Origin of the sequence: Micromonospora sp. A3M-1-15 (assembly GCF_024213425.1) — a bacterium.
GTDB lineage: Bacteria > Actinomycetota > Actinomycetes > Mycobacteriales > Micromonosporaceae > Micromonospora > Micromonospora chersina.
The window spans coordinates 264,607-288,834 of sequence record NZ_JANAVK010000006.1; the positions used below are offsets into that span (position 1 = coordinate 264,607).

Annotated in this window: 13 protein-coding genes and 1 pseudogene; 10 read left to right on the forward strand and 4 right to left on the reverse strand. The window is 74.6% G+C overall.

Going from position 1 to position 24,228, the window contains the following annotated elements; all coding sequences use genetic code 11:
- Positions 1-96: 96 nt before the first annotated feature.
- Entirely contained in the window at positions 97-969 is an 873-nt protein-coding gene (locus NLX85_RS27550; protein WP_254339963.1) for an NAD(P)-dependent oxidoreductase, read from the reverse strand.
- A gap of 178 nt (positions 970-1,147) precedes the next feature.
- Between NLX85_RS27550 and NLX85_RS27555 the strand changes: the two genes are divergently transcribed.
- The 4 genes from NLX85_RS27555 (at position 1,148) to NLX85_RS27570 (ending at position 5,772) form a co-directional block, all read left to right on the forward strand.
- Positions 1,148-3,301, forward strand: a complete 2,154-nt coding sequence (locus tag NLX85_RS27555) for an FUSC family protein (protein WP_254339970.1) — start codon at positions 1,148-1,150, stop codon at positions 3,299-3,301.
- A 62-nt stretch (positions 3,302-3,363) separates the two neighbouring features.
- Positions 3,364-3,846, forward strand: a complete 483-nt coding sequence (gene smpB, locus NLX85_RS27560) for an SsrA-binding protein SmpB (RefSeq protein ID WP_254339972.1) — start codon at positions 3,364-3,366, stop codon at positions 3,844-3,846.
- 76 nt (positions 3,847-3,922) lie between these two features.
- The gene (locus NLX85_RS27565; protein WP_254339974.1) at positions 3,923-4,498 is read left to right on the forward strand and encodes a helix-turn-helix domain-containing protein; all 576 of its coding nucleotides are present in this window, start codon (positions 3,923-3,925) and stop codon (positions 4,496-4,498) included.
- A complete protein-coding gene (locus tag NLX85_RS27570) occupies positions 4,495-5,772 on the forward strand; it encodes an MFS transporter (protein ID WP_254339976.1) in 1,278 nt (425 codons plus the stop codon). The genes NLX85_RS27565 and NLX85_RS27570 overlap by 4 nt, the downstream gene beginning before the upstream one ends.
- A gap of 210 nt (positions 5,773-5,982) precedes the next feature.
- Here NLX85_RS27570 and NLX85_RS27575 read toward each other — a convergent pair whose 3' ends face one another.
- The gene (locus tag NLX85_RS27575) at positions 5,983-8,628 is read right to left on the reverse strand and encodes a glycoside hydrolase family 3 N-terminal domain-containing protein (protein WP_254339978.1); all 2,646 of its coding nucleotides are present in this window, start codon (positions 8,626-8,628) and stop codon (positions 5,983-5,985) included.
- A gap of 224 nt (positions 8,629-8,852) precedes the next feature.
- Between NLX85_RS27575 and NLX85_RS27580 the strand changes: the two genes are divergently transcribed.
- The gene (locus tag NLX85_RS27580) at positions 8,853-10,091 is read left to right on the forward strand and encodes a ricin-type beta-trefoil lectin domain protein (RefSeq protein ID WP_254339980.1); all 1,239 of its coding nucleotides are present in this window, start codon (positions 8,853-8,855) and stop codon (positions 10,089-10,091) included.
- 98 nt (positions 10,092-10,189) lie between these two features.
- Here the strand turns inward: NLX85_RS27580 and NLX85_RS27585 are convergent, their stop codons facing one another.
- Positions 10,190-10,648, reverse strand: a complete 459-nt coding sequence (locus NLX85_RS27585; RefSeq protein ID WP_254339982.1) for an Lrp/AsnC family transcriptional regulator — start codon at positions 10,646-10,648, stop codon at positions 10,190-10,192.
- Positions 10,649-10,759: 111 nt separating this feature from the next.
- On the opposite strand from NLX85_RS27585, the gene NLX85_RS27590 reads away from it, so the two are divergent.
- The 5 genes and pseudogenes from NLX85_RS27590 (at position 10,760) to NLX85_RS27605 (ending at position 14,266) form a co-directional block, all read left to right on the forward strand.
- Positions 10,760-11,818: a Glu/Leu/Phe/Val dehydrogenase dimerization domain-containing protein gene (locus tag NLX85_RS27590; RefSeq protein ID WP_254339984.1), complete on the forward strand. Its 1,059-nt coding sequence runs from the start codon at positions 10,760-10,762 to the stop codon at positions 11,816-11,818.
- Between the two features lie 67 nt (positions 11,819-11,885).
- A pseudogene (locus NLX85_RS33780) lies at positions 11,886-12,281 on the forward strand (DUF2000 domain-containing protein); the annotation flags it as partial.
- Positions 12,282-12,419: 138 nt separating this feature from the next.
- The gene (locus NLX85_RS33785; RefSeq protein ID WP_374628539.1) at positions 12,420-12,869 is read left to right on the forward strand and encodes a DinB family protein; all 450 of its coding nucleotides are present in this window, start codon (positions 12,420-12,422) and stop codon (positions 12,867-12,869) included.
- 19 nt (positions 12,870-12,888) lie between these two features.
- Complete coding sequence (locus tag NLX85_RS27600) at positions 12,889-13,407, forward strand: GNAT family N-acetyltransferase (RefSeq protein WP_254339988.1); 519 nt, start codon at positions 12,889-12,891, stop codon at positions 13,405-13,407.
- A 16-nt stretch (positions 13,408-13,423) separates the two neighbouring features.
- Entirely contained in the window at positions 13,424-14,266 is an 843-nt protein-coding gene (locus NLX85_RS27605) for a PhzF family phenazine biosynthesis protein (protein ID WP_254339990.1), read from the forward strand.
- A 52-nt stretch (positions 14,267-14,318) separates the two neighbouring features.
- Here the strand turns inward: NLX85_RS27605 and NLX85_RS27610 are convergent, their stop codons facing one another.
- The gene (locus NLX85_RS27610) at positions 14,319-23,990 is read right to left on the reverse strand and encodes a hypothetical protein (RefSeq protein ID WP_254339992.1); all 9,672 of its coding nucleotides are present in this window, start codon (positions 23,988-23,990) and stop codon (positions 14,319-14,321) included.
- Positions 23,991-24,228 lie beyond the last annotated feature (238 nt).

Sequence of the window (24,228 nt, forward strand, 5' to 3'; positions counted from 1 at the left end):
CTCCCCGGTCTGGGCTCAAACCCGGGTCCGGCACTCAGCGCGGGAAGCCGACCGGAACCGCTCGGGGCGTTCACACCTTGTCGTTCCCGGCCGTGATTAGGCGGTCGCCTCGCGGGCGAGGGCCCGCGTCACCACCGTGAGGTCGTCGCCGCCGAGGCCCTGCTCGACCGCGTGCCGCCACTCGCCGGCCAGCGCCTCGGCGGCCGGGAACCGGCCGGCCGGCACCTCGCGCAGCGCGAGGTCCACGTCCTTGAGCGCCAGGTCCAGGGAGTACTGCGTCGTGTAGTCGTCCCCGGCGATGCGGTCCAGCTTCTCGGCGGCCCAGGGCGACACGAGCGGGCTGCCGCGCAGGGCCCCGTGCACTGTGTCGCGGTCCAGGCCCAGCGCGTCGCCGAGGGCGACCGCCGCGGCGAGCCCCTCGTTCACGAAGGCGAGCAGCAGGTTGTTGACCAGCTTCAGCCGCGACCCGGCGCCGACCGGCCCCACCCAGACGGTCTTCTGCCCGACCGCGTCGAATACGGGCGCCACCCGGTCCCGCACCTGCTCGGGGCCGGAGGCGAGGACGACGAGCCGGCCCTGTTCGGCCGGGCCCCGGCTGCCGGCCACCGGCGCGTCCACCAGGGTCACCCCGGGGCGCTCGGCGCGGACCAGCTCGGCCAGGCGCCCGGTCTCGGTCACCCCGATGGTGCTCATCTGCGCCCAGACCGCGCCGTCCGGCAGGGCGGCCAGCATTCCCTGGTCGACGGCGATGGCCCGCACCGCGGCCGCGTCGGTCACCATGGTCACCACCACGTCGGCACGTCGTGCCGCGTCGGCCGGGTCGGCGGCGACCTCGGCGCCCCGCTCGCCGAGCGCGCGGGCCGGCTCCGGGTGCCGGTTCCACACCACCGTGGTCAGCCCGGCCCGGACCAGGTTCGCCGCCATCGGCGCGCCCATGCCGCCGAGCCCGAGCACCGCCACCCGCGTCATCCGCCGCTCCCCCACCTCGCCTACCGGGCAGCCTAGGCGCGCCGGAGACGGGGAGCATCCCGATCGCGGACACCGGCCCGTCGGTCCATCCGCGGAACGGCGCCGGGCCGGAGCGGATAGAGTCCCGGAGCAGACGGCCCGCCACCCCCTGGGTAGACCTGTCGGGAGCGGTGTGGTCATGCGTCGACGGCCCGGCGAGCAGCTGCGGGACCGGCTGCGCCGCCGGGACCCGGGCTACCGCCTGGTCCGCCGGGCGGCCCGGCTGACGGTCGTCGCCTCGCTCGTCTTCTACGGCTGCCGCTACGGCCTGGGCGACGTCACCCTCGCCACGTACGCCCTCTTCGGCACGGTCGCCACGGGCAGTTTCGCCCAGCTGCCGGGGAGGCCCGCGGAGCGGGCGCGGACCCTGCTGGCGGCCCTTCCGGTGGCCTGGTCGCTCGTGGCGGTCGGCACCGTGCTGGCGGTCAGCACCGCGGCGGCGTCCGCCGGGATGCTCGTCGTCGGGTTCGCCGTGGCGTTCGCCGGGGTCGGCGGCCCGCGCCTGGTCGGGCTGGCCAACGCGCTCCAGCTCTTCTACATCCTGGCCTGCTTCCCGCCGTACCGGCCCGACTCCCTCCCGGCCCGGCTGGCCGGCGTCACGCTGGGCGTCGTCCTGGTCGCGCTCGCCGAGGTGTCGCTCTGGCCGGACCCGGCGCCGGTCGGCTTCCCGCAGTGCCTCGCCGCGGCGGCGGGCGGCCTCGCCGACCTCGCCGACGCGCTGGCGGACGTGCTGGCCGGCCGGCCGGGCGCGGCGGAGGAGGCGGGCCGGCGGCAGGCCCGGGCGGCGGGGCTGGTCGACGGGGTGCGGATGTCACGGCTGCCCGTGACGGCCCGGCCCATCTCGGCCGGTCGCCGCGACCGGGCCTGGCGGGACGCGGCGGCGGCCGTCCAGGAGGTGCTGGCGGTCGCCGAGTCCCTCACGTCCCGGCCGGACCTGCGGGGCAGCGGGGACGCCGACGTGGCGGGTGTGCTCCGGCGGTGCGCGGCGTCGCTCCGCCGCGCCGCCGACGTCGCGGTGCGCCGCCCGGGTGCGGTGGCCGTCGACGAGCCGGAGCGTGCCGCCGCGCTGCCGCCGTCCTGGCGGGCGGCCGGTCCGGTCCGGCTGCGCGTGGACGCGGCGGTCCGCACGCTCGTCGACCAGGTCGGGACGTTCGCGACGGCGGTCCGGATCGCCACCGGCCCGCGGGGACGGCACGGCCCGCGGCCACCCGGGCCGGGTCCCGACCTCTTCTGGTACGCCGGGCGCAGCGCGTGGTCGCTGTACCGGCAGCAGTTCCGGACGCACCTGACCCCGCGGTCGGTGTACCTGGAGGGAGCGGTCCGGCTCGCCGTGGCCCTGGCGGCCGCCCGGGTGATCGCCGGGGTGGTCAACCTGCAACACGGCTTCTGGGTGCTCCTGGCGACGCTCAGCCTGATGCGGGCCTCCGCCTCGGACACCCGGACCACCCTGCGTCCGGCGCTCGTCGGCACCCTCGCCGGGGGCGCGGCCGGCGGCCTGCTGCTGCTCGTCTCGCCCGAACGGCAGGCGTACGCCGCCCTGCTGCCGCTGGCGCTGGTGCTGGCCTTCGGCGTCGGTCCGCTGCTCGGCCTGGGCTGGGCGCAGGCGCTGCTCACCCTGCTGCTCATCGTCGTGTTCGCCCAGCTCGACCCCGCGTCCTGGCAACTGGCCGGCGCCCGGGTGGTGGACGTGGCGGTCGGCGCCGTGGTGGGCGTCCTCGCCGGCCTGCTGCTCTGGCCGCGGGGCAGCGGCGGGGAGCTGCGCCGCAACGCGGGCGCGTACCTCGTGGCGAGCGGGCGGTCCGTCGAGCGGATCGTCGAGGCGCTCGCGGGCACGGCGGACCCGCGTGGCGCGGTCGACGCGGCCCGCCGGGCGGAGGCCCTCGCCACCGCGTCGCTGGTCCAGTACCACGCGGAGCGCCACGACCCCCGGCTGTCGCACGTCGACTGGGACGCGGTGCTGGCGGCCGCGCACCGGGCCAGCCACGGCGGACAGGCACTGCTCGCCGACCGCCGGCCCGGGGCGCTGGCCCCGTGGCCCGGCCCGGCCGCCGCGCTGGCCGCCCGCGCCACCCGGCTGTGCGAGGGCTACGCCGACCTGGGCCGCCAGGTGTCGCGGGGACGGGTCGACCGGCCGCCCGCGCCGGCCGACGCCGCCGGGGACGTCGCCCGGCAGGTGCACGGGCTGGTCCGCGACGGCGAGGACCGGCCGGGCGTGCTGGCCCTGGTGGAGGTCGACGGCTGGCTCGCCGACCTCGACGGGCACCTCCGCCGCGCGGCCGCCACACCGCCGTGACCCCGGCGCGGCCGCCACCGGCGGGTATCCTGCTCGGCGTCGGACCAGCGGGGAGGTGGGGCGTGACCAGGGAGACCGGGCGCAAGCTCGTCGCCTCCAACAAGAAGGCACGGCACGACTACACGATCCTGAAGACGTACGAGGCCGGGATCGTGCTGGCCGGCACCGAGGTGAAGTCGCTGCGCGAGGGGCGGGTGTCGCTGGTCGACGCGTTCGCCCAGGAGCGCGACGGCGAGATCATGCTGTACGGCCTGCACATCGCCGAGTACGGCTTCGGCACCTGGACCAACCACCAGCCCCGACGCACGCGCAAGCTGCTGCTGAACCGGGTCGAGATCGCCCGGATCCTGGAGAAGCTGCGTGACGGCGGGGTCACCCTGGTGCCGCTGTCGATGTACTTCGCCAACGGCTGGGCCAAGGTCGAGCTGGGCCTCGCCCGGGGCCGCCGGTCGTACGACAAGCGCCAGGCGCTCGCCGAGCGCGACGCCAACCGGGAGATCGCCCGCGAGCTGGGCCGTCGCCTCAAGGGCCGCCGCCCCGCGTGAACCCACCCCCGCCCACCCGGCGGCCCCACGTACAAGGCTTCTTGTACATGATGTGTTGTGGGTCTAGGGTGACGGCATGGCGGACGAGCCGAGCACCCTGCACCTGACCGACCCGAGGGCCATGCGGGCCCTGGCCCACCCGACCCGGATCCGGCTCCTCGGCGAGCTGCGCATCCGCGGCCCGCAGACCGTGGGCATGCTCAGCGCCGTCACCGGCGAGGCGGTCGGCTCGGTCAGCTACCACCTGGGCAAGCTGGCCGAGCACGGTTTCGTGCGGGAGGCACCCGAGCTGGCCCGCAACCGCCGGGAGCGGTGGTGGCGGGCCGCGCACGCGCGCACCGACTGGGAACCGGTGGACCTGCTCGACGACCCGGAGCGACGGCTCGCCTCCGACCTGCTGCGCCGGGCCGTCCTCCAGCGCTACGTGGAACGGTTCGAGGCCTACCTCGACGCCGAGGCCACCCTCGACCCGGCGTGGGTCCGCGGCACCACCAGCAGCGACAGCTTCCTGCACCTGACCCCCGACGAGCTGGTGGAGCTGCGCCGCGACCTGTCCGAGCTGGGCGCCCGCTGGCAGGCGCGCAGCAGCCCCGACCGGCCGGACGCGCGGACCGTCACGCTGATCTGGCAGGCGTACCGGGGGCCGCAGTGAGCCGCCGGTGGGGGCCGCTGGCCGGGCTGCTGGCCGCGCACACGGTCTCGCTCACGGGCAACATGCTCACCCTGATCGCGCTGCCGCTGTACGTGCTGGCCGAGACGGGCTCCCCCGCCGCCACCGGGCTGGCCGGCGCGTTCGCCACCGCCCCGGTGGTGCTGGGCGGCGCCTTCGGTGGCGTGCTGGTCGACCGGATCGGCTACCGCCGGGCCAGCGTGCTGGCCGACCTGGTCTCCGGCGTGACGGTCGCCGCCGTACCGCTGCTGCACGCCACGGTGGGGCTGCCGTTCCCGGCGCTGCTCGGCCTGGTCTTCGTGAGCGGACTGCTCGACACTCCAGGCCAGACGGCCCGCATCGCGCTGCTGCCCGAGGCGGCGACCGCCGCCGGTGTGCCGATCGAGCGGGCGATCGGCTGGTTCGAGGCCACCGAACGGGGGTCCCGCCTGATCGGCGCGCCGGTGGCCGGTCTGCTGGTCAGCGCGCTGGGCGCGCTGCCGGTGCTGGCCGTCGACGCGGTGACGTTCGCCGTCTCGGCGCTGGCCGTGGCGGTCCTCGTGCCGGCGAGCCTGCGGCCGTCCGCCGCTGCGGACGCTCCCTCGGCCGGCTACTGGCGGGACTTCGCGGCGGGGCTGCGTTTCCTGGCCCGCGAGCCGCTGCTGCGCGCCATGGTGCTGCTCGTGCTGGTCACCAACCTGTTCGACGCGACCAAGAGCAACGTGCTGATGCCAGTCGTCGCCGCGCGGGACCTCGGCGGCGCGGCGGCGTTCGGCCTGCTCGTCGGCGCCATGGGCGGCGGCGCCCTGGTCGGCTCGCTGGTGTTCAGCGCCATCGGGCACCGGCTGCCCCGCCGCGCCACCTTCGTCACCGCCTTCGCCGTCGCCGGCGCGCCGCCCTTCTGGGCCCTTGCCGCCGCCCCGCCGCTACCGGTGATCGCGGCGGTCTGCGTGGTGTCCGGCCTCGCCGCCGGCGCGATCAACCCGCTCATCGGCGCGGTGAAGCTGGAGCGGGTGCCGGCCACCATGCGGGCCCGGGTGTACGGGGTGATCGGCGCGGGCGCCTGGGCGGCCATGCCGGTGGGCGCGCTCGGCGCCGGGCTGGCCGCCGACCGCTTCGGCACCACCGCGACCCTGGTCGCCGTCGGCGCCGGCTACCTGCTGGTGGTGCTCACCCCGCTGCTCGGCGGCCCGTGGCGGGACCTGCGCCGACCGGCGCCGGCAGAGCAGCCAGAGCCGGCCCGGTCCCCCACGCCCGTCGCGACCGGAGCGGAGTGACCGCGGCCGTGTAGCCGGCCGGAACCGCCGCCGTGTAGTTCTCCGGGCCGGCCGGAACCGCAGCCCCGCAACCGTCGGCCTGGGCCGGGACCGCGAGCGGCCGGCCGGCCCGGAGGTCCGACGCCGGGTCCCCGGACGGGGCTCGGGCTGGAGCGGACGGCACGCCGGTCTCCCCGATGACCGCTCGTCCGGGGAGACCGGCGTGGCGCGTCAGGCGGCGACGCGGGCCAGCAGCGTGAACGCGCGGACCGGGTCGCCGGTGAGCTGGGCGTGGTCGGCGTCGGCGATCAGCGCCGCCCAGTTCGCCGGCGCGCTGCCCCGCACCACGGCGGCCTGGGCGGCGTCCCGGGCCACCCCGAGGATCGCCTCGACCAGCGGGGCGTCCCGGTGGTCGGCGCCGAGCTGCCGCCCGAGCCGGTCCAGCACCCGGGGAGCGTCCCGCAGCGAGCCGTCCGCGTTCCAGTTCGGCCCGGCGAGAGCGGCCCGCACCTGCGGCCGGTCGACGGCGACCGCGGCCAGCCGGTCCCGGCTGGGGTCGGTGCGCAGGCCCCAGCCGAACGGGAACAGCGGCCGGTAGTCGGCGTCGCCCACGTTGACCGGCACCTGCGTCTCGTCCCGCGGCCAGCTCACCGGCAGCCGGCCGGTGAACGGACGGCGGCCGAAGAGCACGTCGGCCACGCCGGCGCCCTCGCTGCCCGGCAGCCAGGAGGCCACCAGGGCGTCGATCTCGCCGAGCTGGTCGGTGAGCACCTGCGGGCGGCCGGAGACCACGAGGACCACGCAGGTCGGCAGCGCCGCGCAGACCTTGTCGACGACCGCCCGGTCGGCGGGCTGGAGCCGGAGCGACTTCTCCTCCTGCTGCGGCGCGCTGCACCAGCCGCACTCGGGCCCGCCGACGTCGCCGTAGCCCTCCGCGTACGGGGTCTCGCCGACCACCACGACGCCGACATCCGCCCCGTCGGTGGGGGCCGAGGCGTCGGCGCTGTACGTGATCCGGGCGCCCGGGGCGACCTGGCGGATGCCGTCCAGGACGGAGGTGCCGGGGACGGCGTCGGCGCCGGAGACGCCCTGCCAGGTGACCGTCCAGCCGCCGGCCTGGTTGCCGAGGTCGTCGGCGTTGCGGCCGGCCACGTAGAGCGCGGCGTCCCGGCGCAGCGGGAGGGCCCGCCCGCTGTTCTTCAGCAGCACCTGGGACTTCGCGACCGCCTCGCGGCCGATTGCCCGGTGTGCCGCGCTGCCGACCTGGTCGACGTTGTCGGCGGAGGCGTACGGGTGCTCGAAGAGGCCCAGCTCGAACTTCTTGGTGAGGATCCGCCGCACCGCGTCGTCGATCCGCGCCATGGGCACCCGCCCGGCGGTCACCTCGGCCAGCAGCAACTGCTCGAACTGCTCGGCGTTGTACGGCTCCATGAACATGTCGGTGCCGGCGTTGACCCCGACCCGGACCTTGTACGCGGTCAGCCCGCCGTTGGTCGGCTCGGCCGGGTCGGGAATCTGGTGGATGCCCTCCCAGTCGGAGACCAGGAAGCCGTCGAAGCCCAGCCGACCCTTGAGCACGTCGGTGATCAGCTCGCGGTGGGCGTGCATCTTGGTCGGGTTGCCGAGCCCGTCCTCGGTCCAGTCCACACTGGAGAAGGAGGGCATGACGCTGCCCACCCGGTGGGCCCGCACGGCCGGCAGGTAGGGGGTGAGGTCCACCCGGGCGAAGTGCTCCCGGTCGGTGACGGTGACTCCCTGGTCGATCGGGTACTTCTGCTCCCACCAGGGCTTGCCCTCGTTGGCGGCGGCGACGGCCTCGTCGTAGTCGGTGTCGCCGTCGCCGGCGTAGTGCTTGGCGGTGGCGAGCACCCGGTCGTCGTCGTCGAGTCGGCCGGGCCGGCCCTGGAGGCCGTCGATGACGGTCTCCATCGACACCACGAGCGCCGGGTCCTCGCCGAAGCTCTCGTAGCTGCGGCCCCACCGCTCGTCCCGGGAGACGCAGAGGCAGGGCGCGAAGTTCCACGGGATGCCGGTGGCGCGTACCTCGGCGGCGGTGGCGTGGCCGACCCGCTCGACAAGCTTCGGGTCGCGGGTGGCGCCGAGCCCGACGTTGTGCGGGAAGACGGTGGCGCCGACGACGTTGCCGTGGCCGTGCACGGCGTCGATGCCGTAGATCAGCGGGATCTGGAGGCGGGTGCCGAGCGCCTGCGCCTGGAGTCCGTTGACCATCTCGACCCAGGCTGCCGGGGTGTTGCTGGCCGGGGTGGAGCCGCCGCCGGAGAGCACCGAGCCGAGCTGCCAGCGGGCGACGGCGGTCGGGTCGTCGACGACCGCCGCCCGCTCGGCCTGCGTCATCTGGCCGATCTTCTCGGCCAGGGTCATCCGGCCCAGCAGGTCGGCGACGCGTCGCCGCACCGGCAGCCGGGGATCGAGGTACGGCAGGCCGTGCGCGGCGACCACGACGGTGGGCCGGGCCGCGACGGTGGCCCCGTCGGCGGCGAGGGTCAGCGGCACCGTCTCGGCGGTCTCCGCCGCGCCGTCCGCGCGCACGGCGACCTCGACCGGGCGGGTGGCTCCGGACGGGGTGCCCGCCGGGAAGGTGAGGGCGCCGGAGGCGGCGGCGTAGTCGACGCCGGGGGTCGCGGTGCCGGCGCCGGTGGCCCAGCGCACGGTGACCGGGGCGGCCAGGGGCCGGCCGTCGGAGGTGGACACCGCGAGGTCCACCGGCACCCGGCTCCCCTCGGCCGCCGCGTACACCGACCGGCCGGCGGTGACGGTGACCGTGCGGGGGTCGGCGGCCGCCGCGGGCAGGGCCGGCAGCAGGGCCACCACGAGGGCGCCGGCCCCGGCGAGGGTCACAGGTCTGGGCAGTCTCATCTCGCGCCTCCCCTGGGACCGGTCGCCCGGCACCCCGTCGGCCCCGGGGCCGCCCACGTCCCGGTTCCGGATCCTCCCGAACCGCATCGCGTTACGTCAATATTTTTCGGCCGGTTCCGGAACCGCGCACCGGACCCGGGAAGCGCTCTCTTGACAGCTCCGCACTTCGTTCATAGCTTCATCGAAGTCTATCTTTATGGTTTGTTTACAGCAGGGAGGCTTCCGTGCGCAGCATCCGCACCCTCGCCGCCGTGGCCCTCGCGGCCGTGGGCCTCACGGCCGCGCTCACCACCGTCACCGGCACCCCCGCCGTGGCCGGGCCCGGCGCCGTGACCTGGTCCGACGACTTCACCGGCCCGGCCGGCGCGGCTCCCGACGGGAGCAAGTGGCGGTACGACACCGGCGGCAGCGGCTGGGGCAACAACGAGCTGGAGTACTACACCAACAGCACCCGCAACGCGGCCCTCGACGGCAACGGCAACCTGGTCATCACCGCCCGCAAGGAGAACCCCGCCGGCTACTCCTGCTGGTACGGCAGCTGCCAGTACACCTCGGCCCGGCTGCTCACCAACGGCACGTTCAGCCAGGCGTACGGCCGTTTCGAGGCGCGCATCAAGATCCCGCGCGGGCAGGGGCTCTGGCCCGCGTTCTGGATGCTCGGCAGCGACATCGCCACCAACCCCTGGCCGAACAGCGGCGAGATCGACATCATGGAGAACGTCGGGAACCAGCCGTCCACCGTGTACGGCACGCTCCACGGCCCCGGCTATTCCGGCGGCAACGGCCTGGGCGGCTCCACCTCGCTGCCGAACGGCCAGGCCCTCGCCGACGCGTTCCACACCTACACCGTCGACTGGGCGCCCGACTCGATCACCTGGTACCTGGACGGTGTGGCGTACTCCCGCAAGACCCCGGCCGACGCGGGCAGCAACCGGTGGGTCTTCGACCACCCGTTCTTCATGATCATGAACGTCGCGGTCGGCGGCAACTGGCCCGGCTCCCCCGACGCCAGCACCACCTTCCCGCAGACCATGACGATCGACTACGTCCGGGTCCAGGCCTGGGACAACGGCGGCGGCTCCACCACCGGCGGTCCGATCACCGGGTACGGCAACAAGTGCGTCGACGTCGCCTCCGCCAGCACCGCCAACGGCACCCCGGTCCAGCTCTGGACCTGCAACGGCACCGCCGCCCAGCGGTGGACCTGGAACGCCGACGGCTCCGTGCGGGCGCTCGGCAAGTGCATGGACGTGGCCGGCGGGTCGACCGCCAACGGCGCGAAGGTGCAGCTCTACGACTGCAACGGCACCGGCGCCCAGCGGTGGACCTTCACGGCCACCGGCGACATCGTGAACCCGCAGTCCAACAAGTGCCTGGACGCCACCGGCGTCAGCTCCGCCGACGGCACCCGCCTGCAGATCTGGGACTGCACCGGCGGCGCGAACCAGAAGTGGCGCCGCTGACCGCGACCGCCCCTGCACAGGAGTGACAGCGGGGCGGACGGCACGGACCCGTCCGCCCCGGTGTCGCCGCGACCGCCGCCGGTCCGTGCGCCGCCGTCCTACCGGTCGAGGGGTTCGATGACCTGTTTGCGGGCGTGCTGATAGATGACCGAGCTGCGGAACCCGACGATCTCGCGGCGTCCGCTGAACTTGTCCATGAGGAAGGCGTGCAGGCTGTCCACGCCGGGCACGGCCACGTGGACCAGGAAGTCGTCGCCGCCCGCCACCACGAACACCGACACCACCTCGGGCAGGCTCATCGCGTACTTCTTGAAGCCGTCGATGACGGTGCGGCTCAGCGGGCGGACCTGCACGTGCAACAGGGCCTGCACGCCGCGGTTGAGGGCGGCGAGGCTGATCTCGGCGTGGTAACCGGTGATCACGCCGCGTTCCCGTAGCGCGCGCACGCGCTCCAGGCAGGTCGACGGCGCGATGCCCACGGCGCGGGCCAGTTCGCGGTTGGTCTGCCGCGCATGTGTCTGGAGATGCTGGATGATCGCCGTATCAAGTTCGTCCACGATCAAAATCGTGGCATATTCTCCGAACGACGTTCGGTGTGACCCGGCGACGGCCGCCCACCTGCCTACTGTCGACCCTGTTCCGGCAGGCGGATGACAGGAGGAGCCATCGTGGTGACGGCCGAGGTCGACAGCGGGTCCATGCACGAACACGTCGTCGTCAGGCGGGGCACCCGGTCCGGCCTGCCGATCATCGTCGCGGTCCACTCCACCGCGCTCGGCCAGGCCATCGGTGGTTGCCGGCTCGCGCACTACCCGCACTGGCGGGACGGCCTCACCGACGCGCTGCGGCTCTCCGCCGCGATGTCGGACAAGTGCGCACTGGCCGGGCTGCCCAACGGTGGCGGCAAGACGGTCGTCGCCCTCCCGCCGGGCCGGACACCGGACGGGGCCACCCGCCGGGCCGTATTGCACGACGTGGGCGATGTCATCGCCGATCTGGCGGGCGCCTACGCCACCGGGCCGGACGTGGGAACCGGACCGGACGACATGGTGACGATCGCCGAGCGGACGCCGTACGCGTTCTGCCGGCCGGTCGACGCCGGCGGCAGCGGCGACTCGTCCGCGCACACCGCTGTCGGGGTGCTCGCCGCGCTGCGCGCGTTGTGCGCCGAGCGGTTCGGTTCGGCCGACCTGTCCGCGCGCAGCTTCGCCGTGCTCGGCCTCGGCCGCGTCGGCGGCCACCTGCTGCGGATGCTCGCCGGCACCGGCGCGACGCTGGTCGCCGGCGACCTCGACGACAGTCGGCGCCCGCTCGCTGACGCCGCCGGCGCCGCCTGGGTCAGCCCCCAGGACTGCCTCACCGCCGACGTGGACGTCCTCGTCCCCGCCGCCCTCGGCGGCGTGCTGACCGTGGACTCGGTGCCGAAGCTGCGCTGCGCCGCGATCGCCGGACCGGCCAACAACCAGCTCGACGCCCCGGCGACCGCGGACCTGCTGCACCAGCGGAGCATCCTCTGGGCGCCGGACATCGTCGTCAGCGCGGGCGGCATCATCCACGCCACCGCCGTCGAACTGCACGGCGAGACCTCCGAGCAGGCCGCCGTCCGGGTCCGCGGCATCGCCGACACCCTCACCGGCGTCCTGCGTACCGCCCGTGCCACCGGCTCGACCCCGGCCGCCGCCGCCCGCTTCCGGGCCTGCCAGCGCATCCGGGACGGCCACCGATGACCCTTACCCGCGCCATGGCCCACGCACCCCGCGCCCTCGACCTCCGACCGATCTGGAGCATCACGGCATGAGCTTGAGCACCAAACTCGTGATCGTCGTCCACGCCGACCTGCCGGCCGCGTTGGCGGCCAACGCCGCGGCGGTGCTCGCGCTCAGCCTCGGCGGACGGCTGCCCCACCCACCGGCCACCGACGCCAAGGACGGATCCGGCGAGCGGCACGCCGGGCTGAACCCCCATCCGGTGCCCATCCTCAGCGCCACCGCGGACCAGCTCCGCGACCTGCACCGCAGGGCTCGCGCCGACGACGATCTGATCACCGTGGGCTTCAACGAGGTCGCCCGGCAGGCCCGGACCTACGACGACTACCTGGCCGCGCTCGCCGCGACGCCCGCCGACGAGATCGACTACGTCGCCGTCGCGGCGTACGGCCCGCGTAACCGGATCACCGCCCTGACGAAGCGACTCCCGCTCTACGCCGCCGACACCCCGGTCACCGCACCGCCGGACCGGACGCACCGTAGGGCAGGGCTGTTCCCCACCCCCGACGACGGCCGGTTCCACACACCCGCCAACGTCGGTGAACGGCAACTGCTGCACGACATGCTCCGAGCCCAGCGTGACACGCTCGCGCTGAAGTGCGCCGGCGTCGAGGAAGCCCTGGCCCGCCGGGCGGTGCCGCCGTCGACGCTGTCGCTTCTCGGTCTCGTCCGACACCTCGCCGACGTGGAGCGCCGCTGGTTCCGCCAGGTCCTGGCCGGGCAGGACGCGCCCCCACGGTTCTCGTCCCGGACCAACCCGGACGGCGACTTCGACGACGCGGTACCCGAGCCCACCGTCATCGCCGCCGCCCACCGGGCCTGGCACGACGAGGTCACCTTCGCCGACACGTTCATCGCCGACGCGCGCGACCTCGACGTCGAAGGTCACGACGCCTGGCGCGGCACCGTCTCGCTGCGCTGGGTTCTGGTGCACCTGATCGAGGAGTACGCCCGCCACAACGGGCACGCCGACCTGCTCCGCGAACGGATCGACGGGACGGTCGGCATGTAGCACTGCCATGATCAGGAGCATGACGCCCCTCACCCCGGACCCCATCCGCACCGAGCGGCTGCTCCTCCTGCCGCTGCTCGTGGAGCACGCCGAGGAGATGGCCGCCGCGCTGGCCGACCCGCGGTTGCACACCTTCATCGGCGGCTCCCCCGCCGACCCGCAGGCGCTGCGCGCCCGCTACGAGCGGCTCGTCGCCGGTTCCCCCGACCCGGCCGTCGCCTGGTGCAACTGGGTGATCCAGCTTGCCGACCAGGAATGCCTGGTGGGCACGGTCCAGGCGACCGTCAGCGGCCCGGCCGACGAGCGCCTCGCGGAGATCGCCTGGGTGGTGGGAACCCCCTGGCAGGGGCGGGGCATCGCCACCGAGGCGACCCGCGCGCTGATCGGCTGGCTGGGGCAACGACGAGTGGGCCTGGTGATCGCCCACATCCATCCGGAGCACCGGGCGTCCGCCGCCGTCGCCACCGCCGCCGGCCTGGCGCCCACCGACGTCGTGCACGAGGGCGAGATCAGGTGGACGGGGCCCGCCGGCGGCTGACGCGTACGGTGGCGCCATGACGGAAGTCCTGCGGTACGCCGCCTTCACCACCGACCCGGCGGCGGGCAACCCCGCCGGCGTGGTCCTCGACGCGGGTCGGCTCACCGACCCGGAGATGCAGGCCATCGCCGCCGACGTCGGATACTCCGAGACGGCGTTCCTCACCGCCACCGGGCCCGGCGAGTACGACGTGCGCTACTTCAGCCCGCAGGCCGAGGTGCCGTTCTGCGGCCACGCGACCATCGCCTCCGCGGTGGCCGTCGCCGAGCGCGGCGGCACCGGCGAGCTGATCTTCCGGACCCCGGCCGGAACGGTTCCGGTGGCGACCGCCCGGGACGCCGACGGACGGCCCACCGCGACCCTGACCAGCGTGGCCCCCTCCGACGCGCCGGTGGCGGAGGAGGACCTCGCCGAGGCGCTCGCCGCCCTGGGCTGGGCCACGGCGGACCTCGATCCGGCGCTGCCGCCCCGCGTCGCGTACGCCGGGGCCCACCACCTGATCCTGGGCGCGGCGACCCGGGAGCGGCTGGCCGCCCTCGACTACGACTTCGACCGGCTGCGCGACCTCATGCTGCGGCGGGACTGGACGACCGTGGCGCTGGTGTGGCGCGCCTCCGGCACCCGGTTCGACGTCCGCAACCCGTTCCCGGTCGGCGGTGTCGTCGAGGACCCGGCGACCGGGGCGGCCGCCGCCGCGCTCGGCGGCTACCTGCGTACCCACGACCTGGTCGCGCCGCCGACCACGCTGCGCCTCCATCAGGGCGCGGACCTGGGCCGGCCGGGCCTGCTGGTGGTCGACGTGCCGGCCGGCACGGGCGGGATACGGGTGACCGGCACCGCGGTGGTCATGCCGGGCTGAACACGCCGGGGCCCGGCTCCCCTCGCGGAGAGCCGGGCCCCGGACGCCTCGCTCAGTCGGTGCAGGACGGTGTGTCGAAGTGCCCCGGGGTGCTCGGGAACGCCGCCCCGGCCCCCTGGTCGGGGTTGTCCCGCGGGTACACGTAGGACAGCTCCAGGAAGGCCGACGTGCCCGCCGTGGTCACGTCGCTCGCGCTGCGACCGGCGCCGTTCGCCCAGGCCAGCCGGGTCAGGAAGTCCTGCATGGCCGGGCTGTGCTGGCGGACGTCGTTGAACCCGCCGTACGCCGCGTTGCAGTGGGTGAACAGGTTGTACGCGCCGTTCCAGTCGAACAGCCGGTCACCGTTGTTCGGCCCGTTCTGCGTCACGTCGCCCTGGAGCACGTCCCGGTCCCAGCCGCCGTAGATCCAGTCGGTGCCGTGGTGGTGCTGGTTGTCGGCGTCCGTGGCGTTGTCCAGGTTGGTCGCCTCGAACCAGCGGCACGGGTCGACCGTGCCGGCCGCCAGGTCCACCGGCCAGGCCCCCGCCGCGCAGTTGTCCGGGTAGGAGCCGCGCGGCCGGAAGTCCAACAGGTCGGATCCGAGCACCGCGGTGACCGCCGGGCCGCTGGTGGCCCCGGCGCCGCCGAACAGGTGGTCGACGTACTGGTCCTGGTCGCCCCGGGCGGCGGCGCTGAACACGCCGTTCACCAGGCACTGCGGGTTGGCCGCGTCGAGCGCCGGGTCGCAGCCCTTGCCGCCCCAGAGCACGTCCGAGCCCTCGTCGCCGAACACCTCGTCGCCGCCGCTGTCGCCGTTGGCCACGTCGTCGCCGAAGCCGCCGTGGATGTTGTCCGCGCCGGCCCCACCCCGGATGAGGTCGCCCGCCCCGGCGGTCAGCCCGGCGTACGGCATGGGCGCCGAGGTGGCGCTGCCGATCCAGGCGTCCCCGTCGGTGTCGTGCAGCAGGTCCACCCGGCGGTCGTAGCCGCCGGCCCGGAACCCGGTGAACGTCTCCTGCGGCACCGAGGAGAGCGTCGCCGTGAAGCCCAGCGCCGCCACGTCGTCGGCGTTCAGGTACTGGTTCACCACGCCGCCCCGGTCGCCGAGGATGGCGTCCCGGCCGTCCTCGCCGTACAGGCTGTCCGCGCCCAGCTCACCGAAGAGGTCGTCGTCGCCGGCGCCGCCCCGGATCTGGTCGTCGCCGTCCTGACCCCACGCCCCGTCGTTGCCGGCGTCCCCGTAGAGCTGGTCGTTGCCGTAGGCGCCGGCCGGCTCGCAGGTGGACTGGGCGGTGGTGCAGAACCGGGTGGACGGGCCGGGCAGCGCCGGGTCGTGCGTCCGGGCCACCGTGGCGTCGGCCGGCACCGCGCCGGTCGGGTAACGCTCGGTGTAGACCCGCTCGGCCGCCTTGCCGTCGACAGTGGTCACCGTGCGCAGCAGCGAGCCGTTGTCGCCGAGGAGCACGTCGTCGGCGCCGTTGCCCTCGACCACGTCCCCGGTGTCCCGGAACCCGGCGGCCGCGCTGCCGCCGATCAGGTCGTCCTGCCCGGCCGGCGCGCCGGCGCCGACCAGGTCGGCCGGGGCCGCCGGGTCACCCGGCCAGCCCGGGTCGGGCAGCGCGGAGACCGTGGTCCGGCCCGCCGCGCCGAGGGCGCTGTCGCCGCGCAGCGTGTCCGCGCCGCCGTTGCCCTCCAGGTAGTCACCGTTTCCGTCGCCGGTCAGGGCGTCGTCGCCGTCCTGACCCCAGAGGGTGTCGACGCCGTCGCCGCCGCTGATCCGGTCCGCGCCGAACCGGTTGGGGCTGACCGCCGCCCGGTCCAGCAGCACCACGATCCGCGGGCCGAACGCGGTGCCGTCCGCCCCGAGCCGGACCGTCACGGCCGTGGGCTGCTCGCCGGGCAGCGGGCGGAGCACGGCGCCGTTGTCCCCGATGACCGCGTCGGAGCCGGGTCCGCCGAAGACGGCGTCCGCGGTGTCCGGCTGGCCCGTCGTGGCCGCCCCGGTCCCGTCGTACGCGGTGCTGGAGCCGCCGACCAGGTCGTCGTCGCCGGCGTCGCCCTCGACCCAGTCGGAGCCGGGGCCGCCCTCGGCGAAGTCCGCGCCCGCGTCGGCGTGCACCCGGTCCGGGCCGCCCTGGCCGAAGATGACGTCGTCGGCGTCGCCACCGGAGATCAGGTCACCGCCGCTGGTGCCGGCCGCCGGGGTGAACCCGAGGTCGAGCAGGGTGACCTTGCGCGACGGCACGGTCCGGGCCTGGGTGACCCGGGTCGCGTCGGCAGTGGCCGGCGTGAACCGGGCGTTGTCCCCGGCGATCAGGTCGGCGTCGCCGTCACCGAAGAGCTGGTCACCGGCGTCCGGGCGGCCGGTGCCGGCGGCGGGCTCCTGTGCGGAGCCGCCGACGATCTCGTCCTTCCCGAGGCCACCGTGGACCAGGTCGGCGCCGTTGTTGCCCTCCAGCTGGTCGTCCCCGCCGTCGCCGTCGACCCGGTCGTCGCCGAGCCCGCCGTACGCGATGTCGCCCTGCGGCCCGCCGGAGATCACGTCCCCGGCGCCGGCGCCCGCCACGTCCCCGGCCAGATCCAGCGGGTACGGCCCGACGTCGCCGATGCGCGGGGTGCCGTTGTCCCCGACGATGCGGTCCACGCCGTCCTCGCCGTAGACGAAGTCCCGGCCGTCGGCCACGCCGGCCACCCGTCCGCCGCCGTAGAGCACGTCGTCGTCCGGGCCGCCGAGGACCTGGTCGCCACCCTCGTTGCCCTCGGCGGTGTCCACGCCGGTGCCGCCGTACAGGCCGTCGTCGCCGGTGTTGCCGAAGAGCAGGTCGATCCCGTCGTCGCCGTGCAGCTGGTCGACGCCCGGACCGCCCCAGGCCCGGTCGGCGCCGCCGCCCAGGTGCAGGGTGTCGTCGCCGAGCTGGCCGCAGGCCCGGTCGTCGCCGGCGCCGAGGTCGGCCCGGTCGTTCCCGCTGCCGGCGGTGACCACCTCGACCCCGGCGCCGCCGAGGATGAGGTCGGCCGAGCCCTGGTCGGTGGGGGCCGGCTGGTCGCCGGCGAGGCTGGCGTCGGCGCAGGTCTCGGCGGTCAGCCGCTTGTCGCCGAAGACCGTCGCCCCGCCGTCGCCGCCGACCACGTGGTCGCTGCCCAGGCCGCCGACGAGCAGCTTGGTCTGCGACTCGGTGCCGGCCGGCAGCGGCTGGTGGACGACCTGGCGGGCCGGGCCGTAGCCGTCGGTGCCGTCCGGGTCGCCGACGGTGGACGGCTCGGCGATCACGTAGTCCTCGTCCGGGCCGCCGAACAGCTCGTCGGTGCCGTAGCCGCCGACCAGCACGTCGTCGCCGCCGTAGCCGTACAGGTGACCGGTCTGCCCGTTGGCCGAGTGGGACACCACCAGGTCGGTGCCGGCGCTGCCGTGCACGGTGTCCTGGCCGGCGCCGGTGTCGACCTTGTTGGTCAGCCCGGCGTCGCCGCTGCCGGCGGCGTCCGGGTCGGCCGGGACGGCGCTGCCGGCGGTGTGGATGGTGTCGTCGCCCTTGCCGCCGTTGAGGATGTCCGCACCGGGGCCGCCGACCAGGAGGTTCTTCCCGTTCGGCCGGTCGTCGAGGACCACGCCGACCACGTCGTCGCCGCCGTTGCCGTAGACGGTGCTGGCGCCGTGCCCGACGGTGACGTGGTCGTCCGCGCCGCCGGTCTCCTCGGTCGGGTCCTTCAGCTTGGTCCAGTCGACCAGGCCGTCGAGACTCTTGTCCCCGACCGAGGTGTGCACGGTCGTGGCGCCGGCGCGGTCGACCGCGCCGAGGTCGCCGTCACCGGCCACCACGTCGTTGCCGTCGCCGGTGGTGACGGTGTCCTTGCCGGCGCCGCCGGCCACCCGGCTGACCTGGCCGGCCGCCTCGGCGGTGACGATCACGTCGTCGCCGCCGCGCCCGTCCACCCAGGCCGGGCCGGTGCCCGTGCGGATCTGGTCCCGGCCGTCGGAGCCCAGGACCACGGCCGCCTTGTCGAACGCGGAGGTCTTCGTGCCGTCGCCACTCGTGTCACCGTCGCCGAGCAGCAGCACCGACAGGGAGACCTTGTCCGCGTCGGCGACCTGGTAGCCCCGCCCGTCGACGACCACCCGGGTCAGGTTCGGGTCGAGGAACTCCTGCTTGCGCCCCAGCGCCTCGACCGCGAAGCCGTCGAAGTCGGGGTCGGTGTCGGCGAAGTGCACCGCGTACACCTTCACCACGTCACCGGCGTAGGTGCCGGCGCCGTTGTCCCACGCCTTGTCCCCGCGCTGCTCCTTCTTGCCGAACCTGCCGGCGAAGACCACCAGGGTGTCCCCGGTCGTGCCGCCCAGCTCGGGTGGCTTCGGTGTGCAGTCGGGTTGCGCGCGGAAGTCCAGCAGGGTGGCGTCGACAAGGGTGAAGTCGAAGGTCTTGGAGAACAGGAACAGGTCGATGGTGATGTAGACCTTGAGGAACACCGACAGCTGCCCGCTGGTGGTGAACAGGCAGACCGGGTTCACCAGCAGCGCCTGGAGGAACTCGCTGGTGCGGAACTTCCCGTCGTTGTTCGGGTCGTTCCAGCTGAACCCGACGGTCAGCCGGATGCCGCCCTGGATGCCCGCCTTGACGATGAGGACGCTGACCTCGGCCCCCGCGGCGATCTCACCGCGCAGGGTCACCACCGGGACGGGCTTGCCGCTGCTGTCGGTGGTCTTGAAGTAGAGGCCGTCGAGGAGGCTGATCGCGTCGAGGTCGGTGCCGTCGGTGGCGGCCTCCACGGCGTGCCGGATGCCGGCGGTGTCCAGGCCGGCGATGAACCGGGCGGTCACCGAGGCGCTGCCGGAGAGGGTGACCAGCACCGGCGGCGGCGCGTACACCGGGCCGAAGGACTGCCGCCAGCTGAACCCGAGCGACAGCGGCCCGGAGTCGAAGCTGACCAGCTCGACGTCCTGCCCCATGAGCAGCCCGAACAGCGAGCCCGGGTTGTCGAAGATGGGGAAGCTGAAGCCGGTCTTCTGGGCGTTGGACTTCCCGTCGGAGCCCGGGGCGAAGAGCTTCTCCCCGTCGTTCCCGGCGGCGGTGTCCACGGCCGTCTTCACCTCGGCGGCGGTCTTCGCCTTGGTGAACGGGTCGTCCCGCTTGATGAGGCTCTCCGCGGACGCGGGCGACGCCTCGGTGGTGAGCGCCCTGGCCGGGTCGACCAGGAACTGGCCGAGCGGGATCGAGCAGCCGTCACCCTCGTCGCAGTCCGGTATCCGGTTCACGAAGGTGACCACGGCGCGGACGGTGTCGACGAAGTCGAGCTTCGGCCCGCCGGTCAGGGTGCTGAACGTCTTGGCCAGCCAGACCAGGGTGATGTCCGGTCCGCCGGTGGCCTTCGACAGGTCCGACAGCACCGGGATCGGCGCGTACAGGGTGTCGATGACGGGCTGGAGCGGGCCGGTGACCGCCTTGAGCTTGTCCACCACCGGCTTGAGGATCTTGCTGAAGAAGGCGCCGGCATCCAGCGCGATGTCGGTGAACGTCACCTGGAGCGGGGTGGTGACCCCGCCGCCGGTCGGGCTCAGCCCGCCCTGCTTGTGCTCCAGGCCCCACTTGAGGCCGAAGCGGGCGCTGACGCCGGGCAGCGCGGAGCCGACCTCGTCACCGGTGTTCACCGCCGCCGCCAGCTTCCAGTCGATGTTCACCTGCGCGGTGAGATCGGTGGCGAGCAGCGAGCCCAGGTCGGCGAACTCGGCCAGGGTGAGCTTGGCGTCCGGGTCGGCGGCGCAGTCCGCGGCCACCCCCGGGTCGAAGCAGCTCTTCTCCCCCGCCGCGCCCTTCAGGTCCACCCCGAAGTACGCCCGCACCAGCGGCGCCGTGCCCTGCTTGGTCGCCTTCACCTGGATGAAGGCGAGCTGGGCGGCCAGGTCGCCGGTCATGTCGAAGTTGGCGCCGATCTGCACCTCGGGCGCGGTGTCCCCGTCGTGGGTGGGGACGTAGAAGCCCTCGTCCCGGTCGAGCACCAGGTCCAGGTGCAGCTTCCAGCCCAGCTTGGCCTGGATGCCGTCGGGGGCGCCCTTCTTCGCCTTCAGCGACAGGCCGGGGATGCCCAGGTCGAGCGGCACGTTGACGCCGAGGCACGTGTCGCTGTCGCTCGCGTTCTTGCAGCCGTCCGCGGCCGACGGGGCGCCGCGCGAGGCGGTCAGCTTGATCCGGATGGACTGGAAGTCCTCCGGCTGGCACGGGGTGGCCACCCCGGTGCGGCAGCCGACCACCGCGCTCACGCCCGGGTCGAGGTCGGCCAGCACGTCGTTGAGGGCGGTCTGCATGCCGGCGCTGTCCAGCGTGGCGTTGGCCAGCACCGGGCCGATCGCCGCCTTGACGTCCTCCCGCAGTTGGGCCACGAAGCGCTGGCCCTGTTGCAGGTCGTCGCCGACCAGTGGCAGCTTGCCGTCGAAGCTGGCCAGTCGGAGCGCCTCCTCCACCTTGGCCAGGTAGCCGTCGATGCCGACGTTGAAGTCGGTCAGCTTCAGCGAGAGGTTGGCGAAGCAGGAGGTGAGGTCCGGGGTCTGCGCGTGCGGCGCCAGGTCCAGCCCCATGGTGAAGGTGAGCAGGTTGGTGGCGTCGGCGGGTTCGCAGTTGTTGACGAACAGCGGCGCCCGGGCGCAGAGCGGGGTGGTCGCGCCGCCGACCCCGCCGCCACAGTCCACGCCGGCGGTGGTGAACGTCGGCGTCAGGCCGAGCAGGTCGGTGACCGGCCCGTCGGCGGCGAGCCCGCCCAGGCCCACGCTGAGGTCGGCCTTGACGGTGGCGAAGTCGGGGTCCTTGCCGAGGTCGAGCGCGAGCGGGCCGACCCGCGCGGCCAGCGCCGCGTCGTTCACCCCGCCCTTGACGGTGACCTTGGCCGAGGAGCTCTTGTCCAGCAGGGGCGCGGCGTTGAGCTTCAGCGGCAGCAGCAGGCCCAGCTTGGCCTGGGCGTCCACGTCCAGGGCGAAGGTGCCGGAGCTGTCCAGGCTGACCAGGTCCCGGGCGCCGTCCCAGGCGAAGGCGAGCGGCCCGGCGGTGCGGACGTTGCGCTTCCAGTCCAGCCCGACCCGCAGGTACGGGCCACCGGCCCGCTCGTCCAGGGTGAACTGGATCCCGCTGTCCGCCCCGATCGCCTTGTTGAGCTGGTCGAGGGCGTCCTGGAGGGTGTCCGGGGGCGCGGCGAGGAGCTTGTCCAGCGCGTCGGCCAGCTCGGGGCGCAGCGCGTACGCCGTGCCGTCCTCCGGCTTGGGCGTGCCGGCCGCGTCGACCCGCAGGGTCTGGCCGTCCACCCGGTCCAACACCCGGTACGCCTTGCTGCCGATCACGACGGTCCGGCCGGCCAGCCGCGGGTCGAAGGCCGCGTCGCCGCTGCGGTTGCCGTCCTTGAGCATGAAGTTGGCCCCGTCGGCGGTGAACGTCACGCCCTTGCCGACGCCGCTCTCGTCGGCGCCGAGCAGCTCCCGGGCCGAGCGGCCGAGCAGCGGGATCTCGGTGTTCAACGGCCCGCTGCCGCCGCCCGGCTGGGTGAGCGCGGCGTTGACCAGCCGCAGCGCCTCGATCACGACGGCGAACAGGGCCTTCGGGTCGTCCGGGTTGAAGTCGACGGCGAAGATGCCGTCGAGGCTGCTGGTGTCCACCACCGGCTGCTCGCCGGCCTTCCAGCTGACGTCCACGCCGACGCCGTCGCCGAGGGCGCCGGTGGCGCCCGGGACGCTGACCGTGACCCGCCCGGTGGTCTTCACGGAGGAGGAGACGGCGAGCAGGTTGCCCGGCTCGGTCTGCAACCGGCGGAACAGCTCGCCGAGGCTGACGTCCTGCGCCTGCTTGAAGCTGACCTGGAGCATCCGCTGCCCGGCCGCGGCCGGCCCGACGGCGAGGTTGCCGCCGAGCTTGACCTTGAGGAAGCCGGCGGTGGCGAAGAAGTCGACCCCGGTGGCGATCGGGAAATCCGCCGCGAACAGCGGCGTGGCCGGGTCGGTGCGCAGCAGCACCCGGTCCGCGTTGGCGGCCGGGCTGCCGAGGTCGTCGCGCAGGTCGAGCACGAGCGTGACGGCGGCGCTGTAGCGCGGCTTCACGGTGGCGAAGGTGGCCTGGGCGTTGGCCGCCCGGAGGCCGACCTTCTTGTCCCCGCCGGCCGGCTCGGTGAGCGCGCCGGCCAGCTCGACCGCGCCGATGTTCGGGCTGGAGCCGCTGATCACCCAGACGCTGTCCGGGTCGGGCTGGCCGCCGATCCAGTTCTCCTGGAGGGTGACCGTGGTGGCGGTGTTCGCCGCGATGGTGCCGGCCGAGGTGCCGGCGACCACCCGCTGGCCGACCAGCTCACCGGGGGTGAACCGGTTCCCGTCGACGCTGAAGCCCTTGGCCGTGAAGGTCGCGCCGCGGCCGGAGACCGAGGCGGCGCCCGGGTCCAGCGGCACGGCCACGGTGGACTCGCGCTCCAGCTTCACCCGGAAGACCAGCTTCTCGCCGGCGAAGGAGAGGTTGTCGACCGGCAGCCCTTCGGCGGCGAGCAGCTTGACCAGCTCCTGGATGGAGCTGAACTTCGGCTGGCCGGCCTTGGCCGGGTCGTCGGTGGCCGGGTTGAACTCCGGGTCGTCCGGCTTGGGGTGCACGTACTTCTTGAGGAACCCGGCGAGCTTCTCGTTGACCTTGACCGCGTCGGCGAAGGTGCCGCGCAGGAAGGGCAGGCTCAGGTTGCCGGCCGGCCCGCTCTGCTGCACCCCGCTCAGCAGGGTGGCGAGCTGGGCCAGCCCGGAGGCCAGGTCCAGGGGGCTCATGTTGCGGAACTTGGCGATGGTCTCGTCGAGCCCGGTGGTGGTGACGGTCGGGCTGCCCACGCTGACGTCGTTCCAGTCGACCTTGACGGTGGCGGCGACGGCGGGCAGGTCGAAGGGGGCGCCGGCGGTTGCCGCGCCGAGGTTGACCTGGCCGTGCACGGAGCCGGGGCCCGGCTCGCTCTCGGTGTCGGAGATCCGGCCGCCGCCGGCGTTGTCCAGGGCGACCTGGACCAGCCCGGCCAGGGAGCCGGCCGCGCCGAGCTCACCGGTCCCGGCGCCGGCGCCGGTGTCGAAGGCGAGCCGGCCGTCGCCGTTCGGGTCGGTGACGGTGGCCTTCACGTGGGTGCGGGCGGTGAGGGTGCTGCCGGCCGTGAGCGTGACGCCGAGGATGCCGACCGAGGCGGTGGCCTGGTCCAGGTCGGCGCGGAGCGTCGCCGCGGCGTCGATGTCGAGGCGCGGGGCGTCCCCGTCGCGGACCAGGTAGGTCTCCCCCGCGGCGGTGTGCCGGGCCCGCAGGTGCAGGGTTGCCCAGCCGGTGACGTCGACCGCCTGGGCCACGGTCACCCCGCCGACCGCCAGGTCCCTGGCGGTGACCTGCCGCTTGGCGGTGACCACCACGTCGAGCAGGTGGTCGCCGCCGCTGGTGGTGACCGCGCTGGTCAGCCGGGTGCCGCCGCCGAGGTCCACATCGTCCTTGGTCAGGCCGCCGGCGAGGGCGTCGGACGCCTTCCGGGCGAGCTTGTCGGTGTCCACCAGGGCGCCCGGGCTGACGCCGAGCAGCGGCAGCGGCTGGCCGAGCAGGCCGACCCGCGACAGGCCGCCCTCCGCCCAGGTGGCGGTCCTCGACATGAGGGTCTTGAGCGCGCTTTCCCACGCCTCGTCCGCGTGGGCCGGCGCCGCCGTCCACGCCAGGGCGAGCGCGGCGGTCACCACCGCCGCGGTCAGTCCGGCGAGCAGCCGCCGTAGAGCCACCATGAGCCACCTCTTCCTCGATGGCCGTCACCGACGGCGCTGGTCCCGCGCCAGCACATCGATCGCGGAGGAGACCCACAACTTCTGTGTCGAGATCGTGACAGAGCGTCAGACTGATCGGTCGACGTCACTACGCCGGGAGTCCTGATCGGACTGAGCGGTCAGCCAGATCGGCACACCGGCACGGCCGGACCCCGGCGAGCCGTGTAACAAAACGCCGGGCGCCGACGCTGATGAAGGC

Coding starts and splice junctions, on each gene's coding strand:
- NLX85_RS27550 (WP_254339963.1), bottom strand. CDS start 969: ATGACGCGGGTGGCGGTGCTCGGGCTCGGCGGCATGGGCGCGCCGATG.
- NLX85_RS27600 (WP_254339988.1), top strand. CDS start 12,889: ATGACGCCCCTCACCCCGGACCCCATCCGCACCGAGCGGCTGCTCCTC.
- NLX85_RS33785 (WP_374628539.1), top strand. CDS start 12,420: ATGCTCCGAGCCCAGCGTGACACGCTCGCGCTGAAGTGCGCCGGCGTC.
- NLX85_RS27610 (WP_254339992.1), bottom strand. CDS start 23,990: ATGGTGGCTCTACGGCGGCTGCTCGCCGGACTGACCGCGGCGGTGGTG.
- NLX85_RS27555 (WP_254339970.1), top strand. CDS start 1,148: ATGCGTCGACGGCCCGGCGAGCAGCTGCGGGACCGGCTGCGCCGCCGG.
- NLX85_RS27575 (WP_254339978.1), bottom strand. CDS start 8,628: ATGAGACTGCCCAGACCTGTGACCCTCGCCGGGGCCGGCGCCCTCGTG.
- NLX85_RS27605 (WP_254339990.1), top strand. CDS start 13,424: ATGACGGAAGTCCTGCGGTACGCCGCCTTCACCACCGACCCGGCGGCG.
- NLX85_RS27565 (WP_254339974.1), top strand. CDS start 3,923: ATGGCGGACGAGCCGAGCACCCTGCACCTGACCGACCCGAGGGCCATG.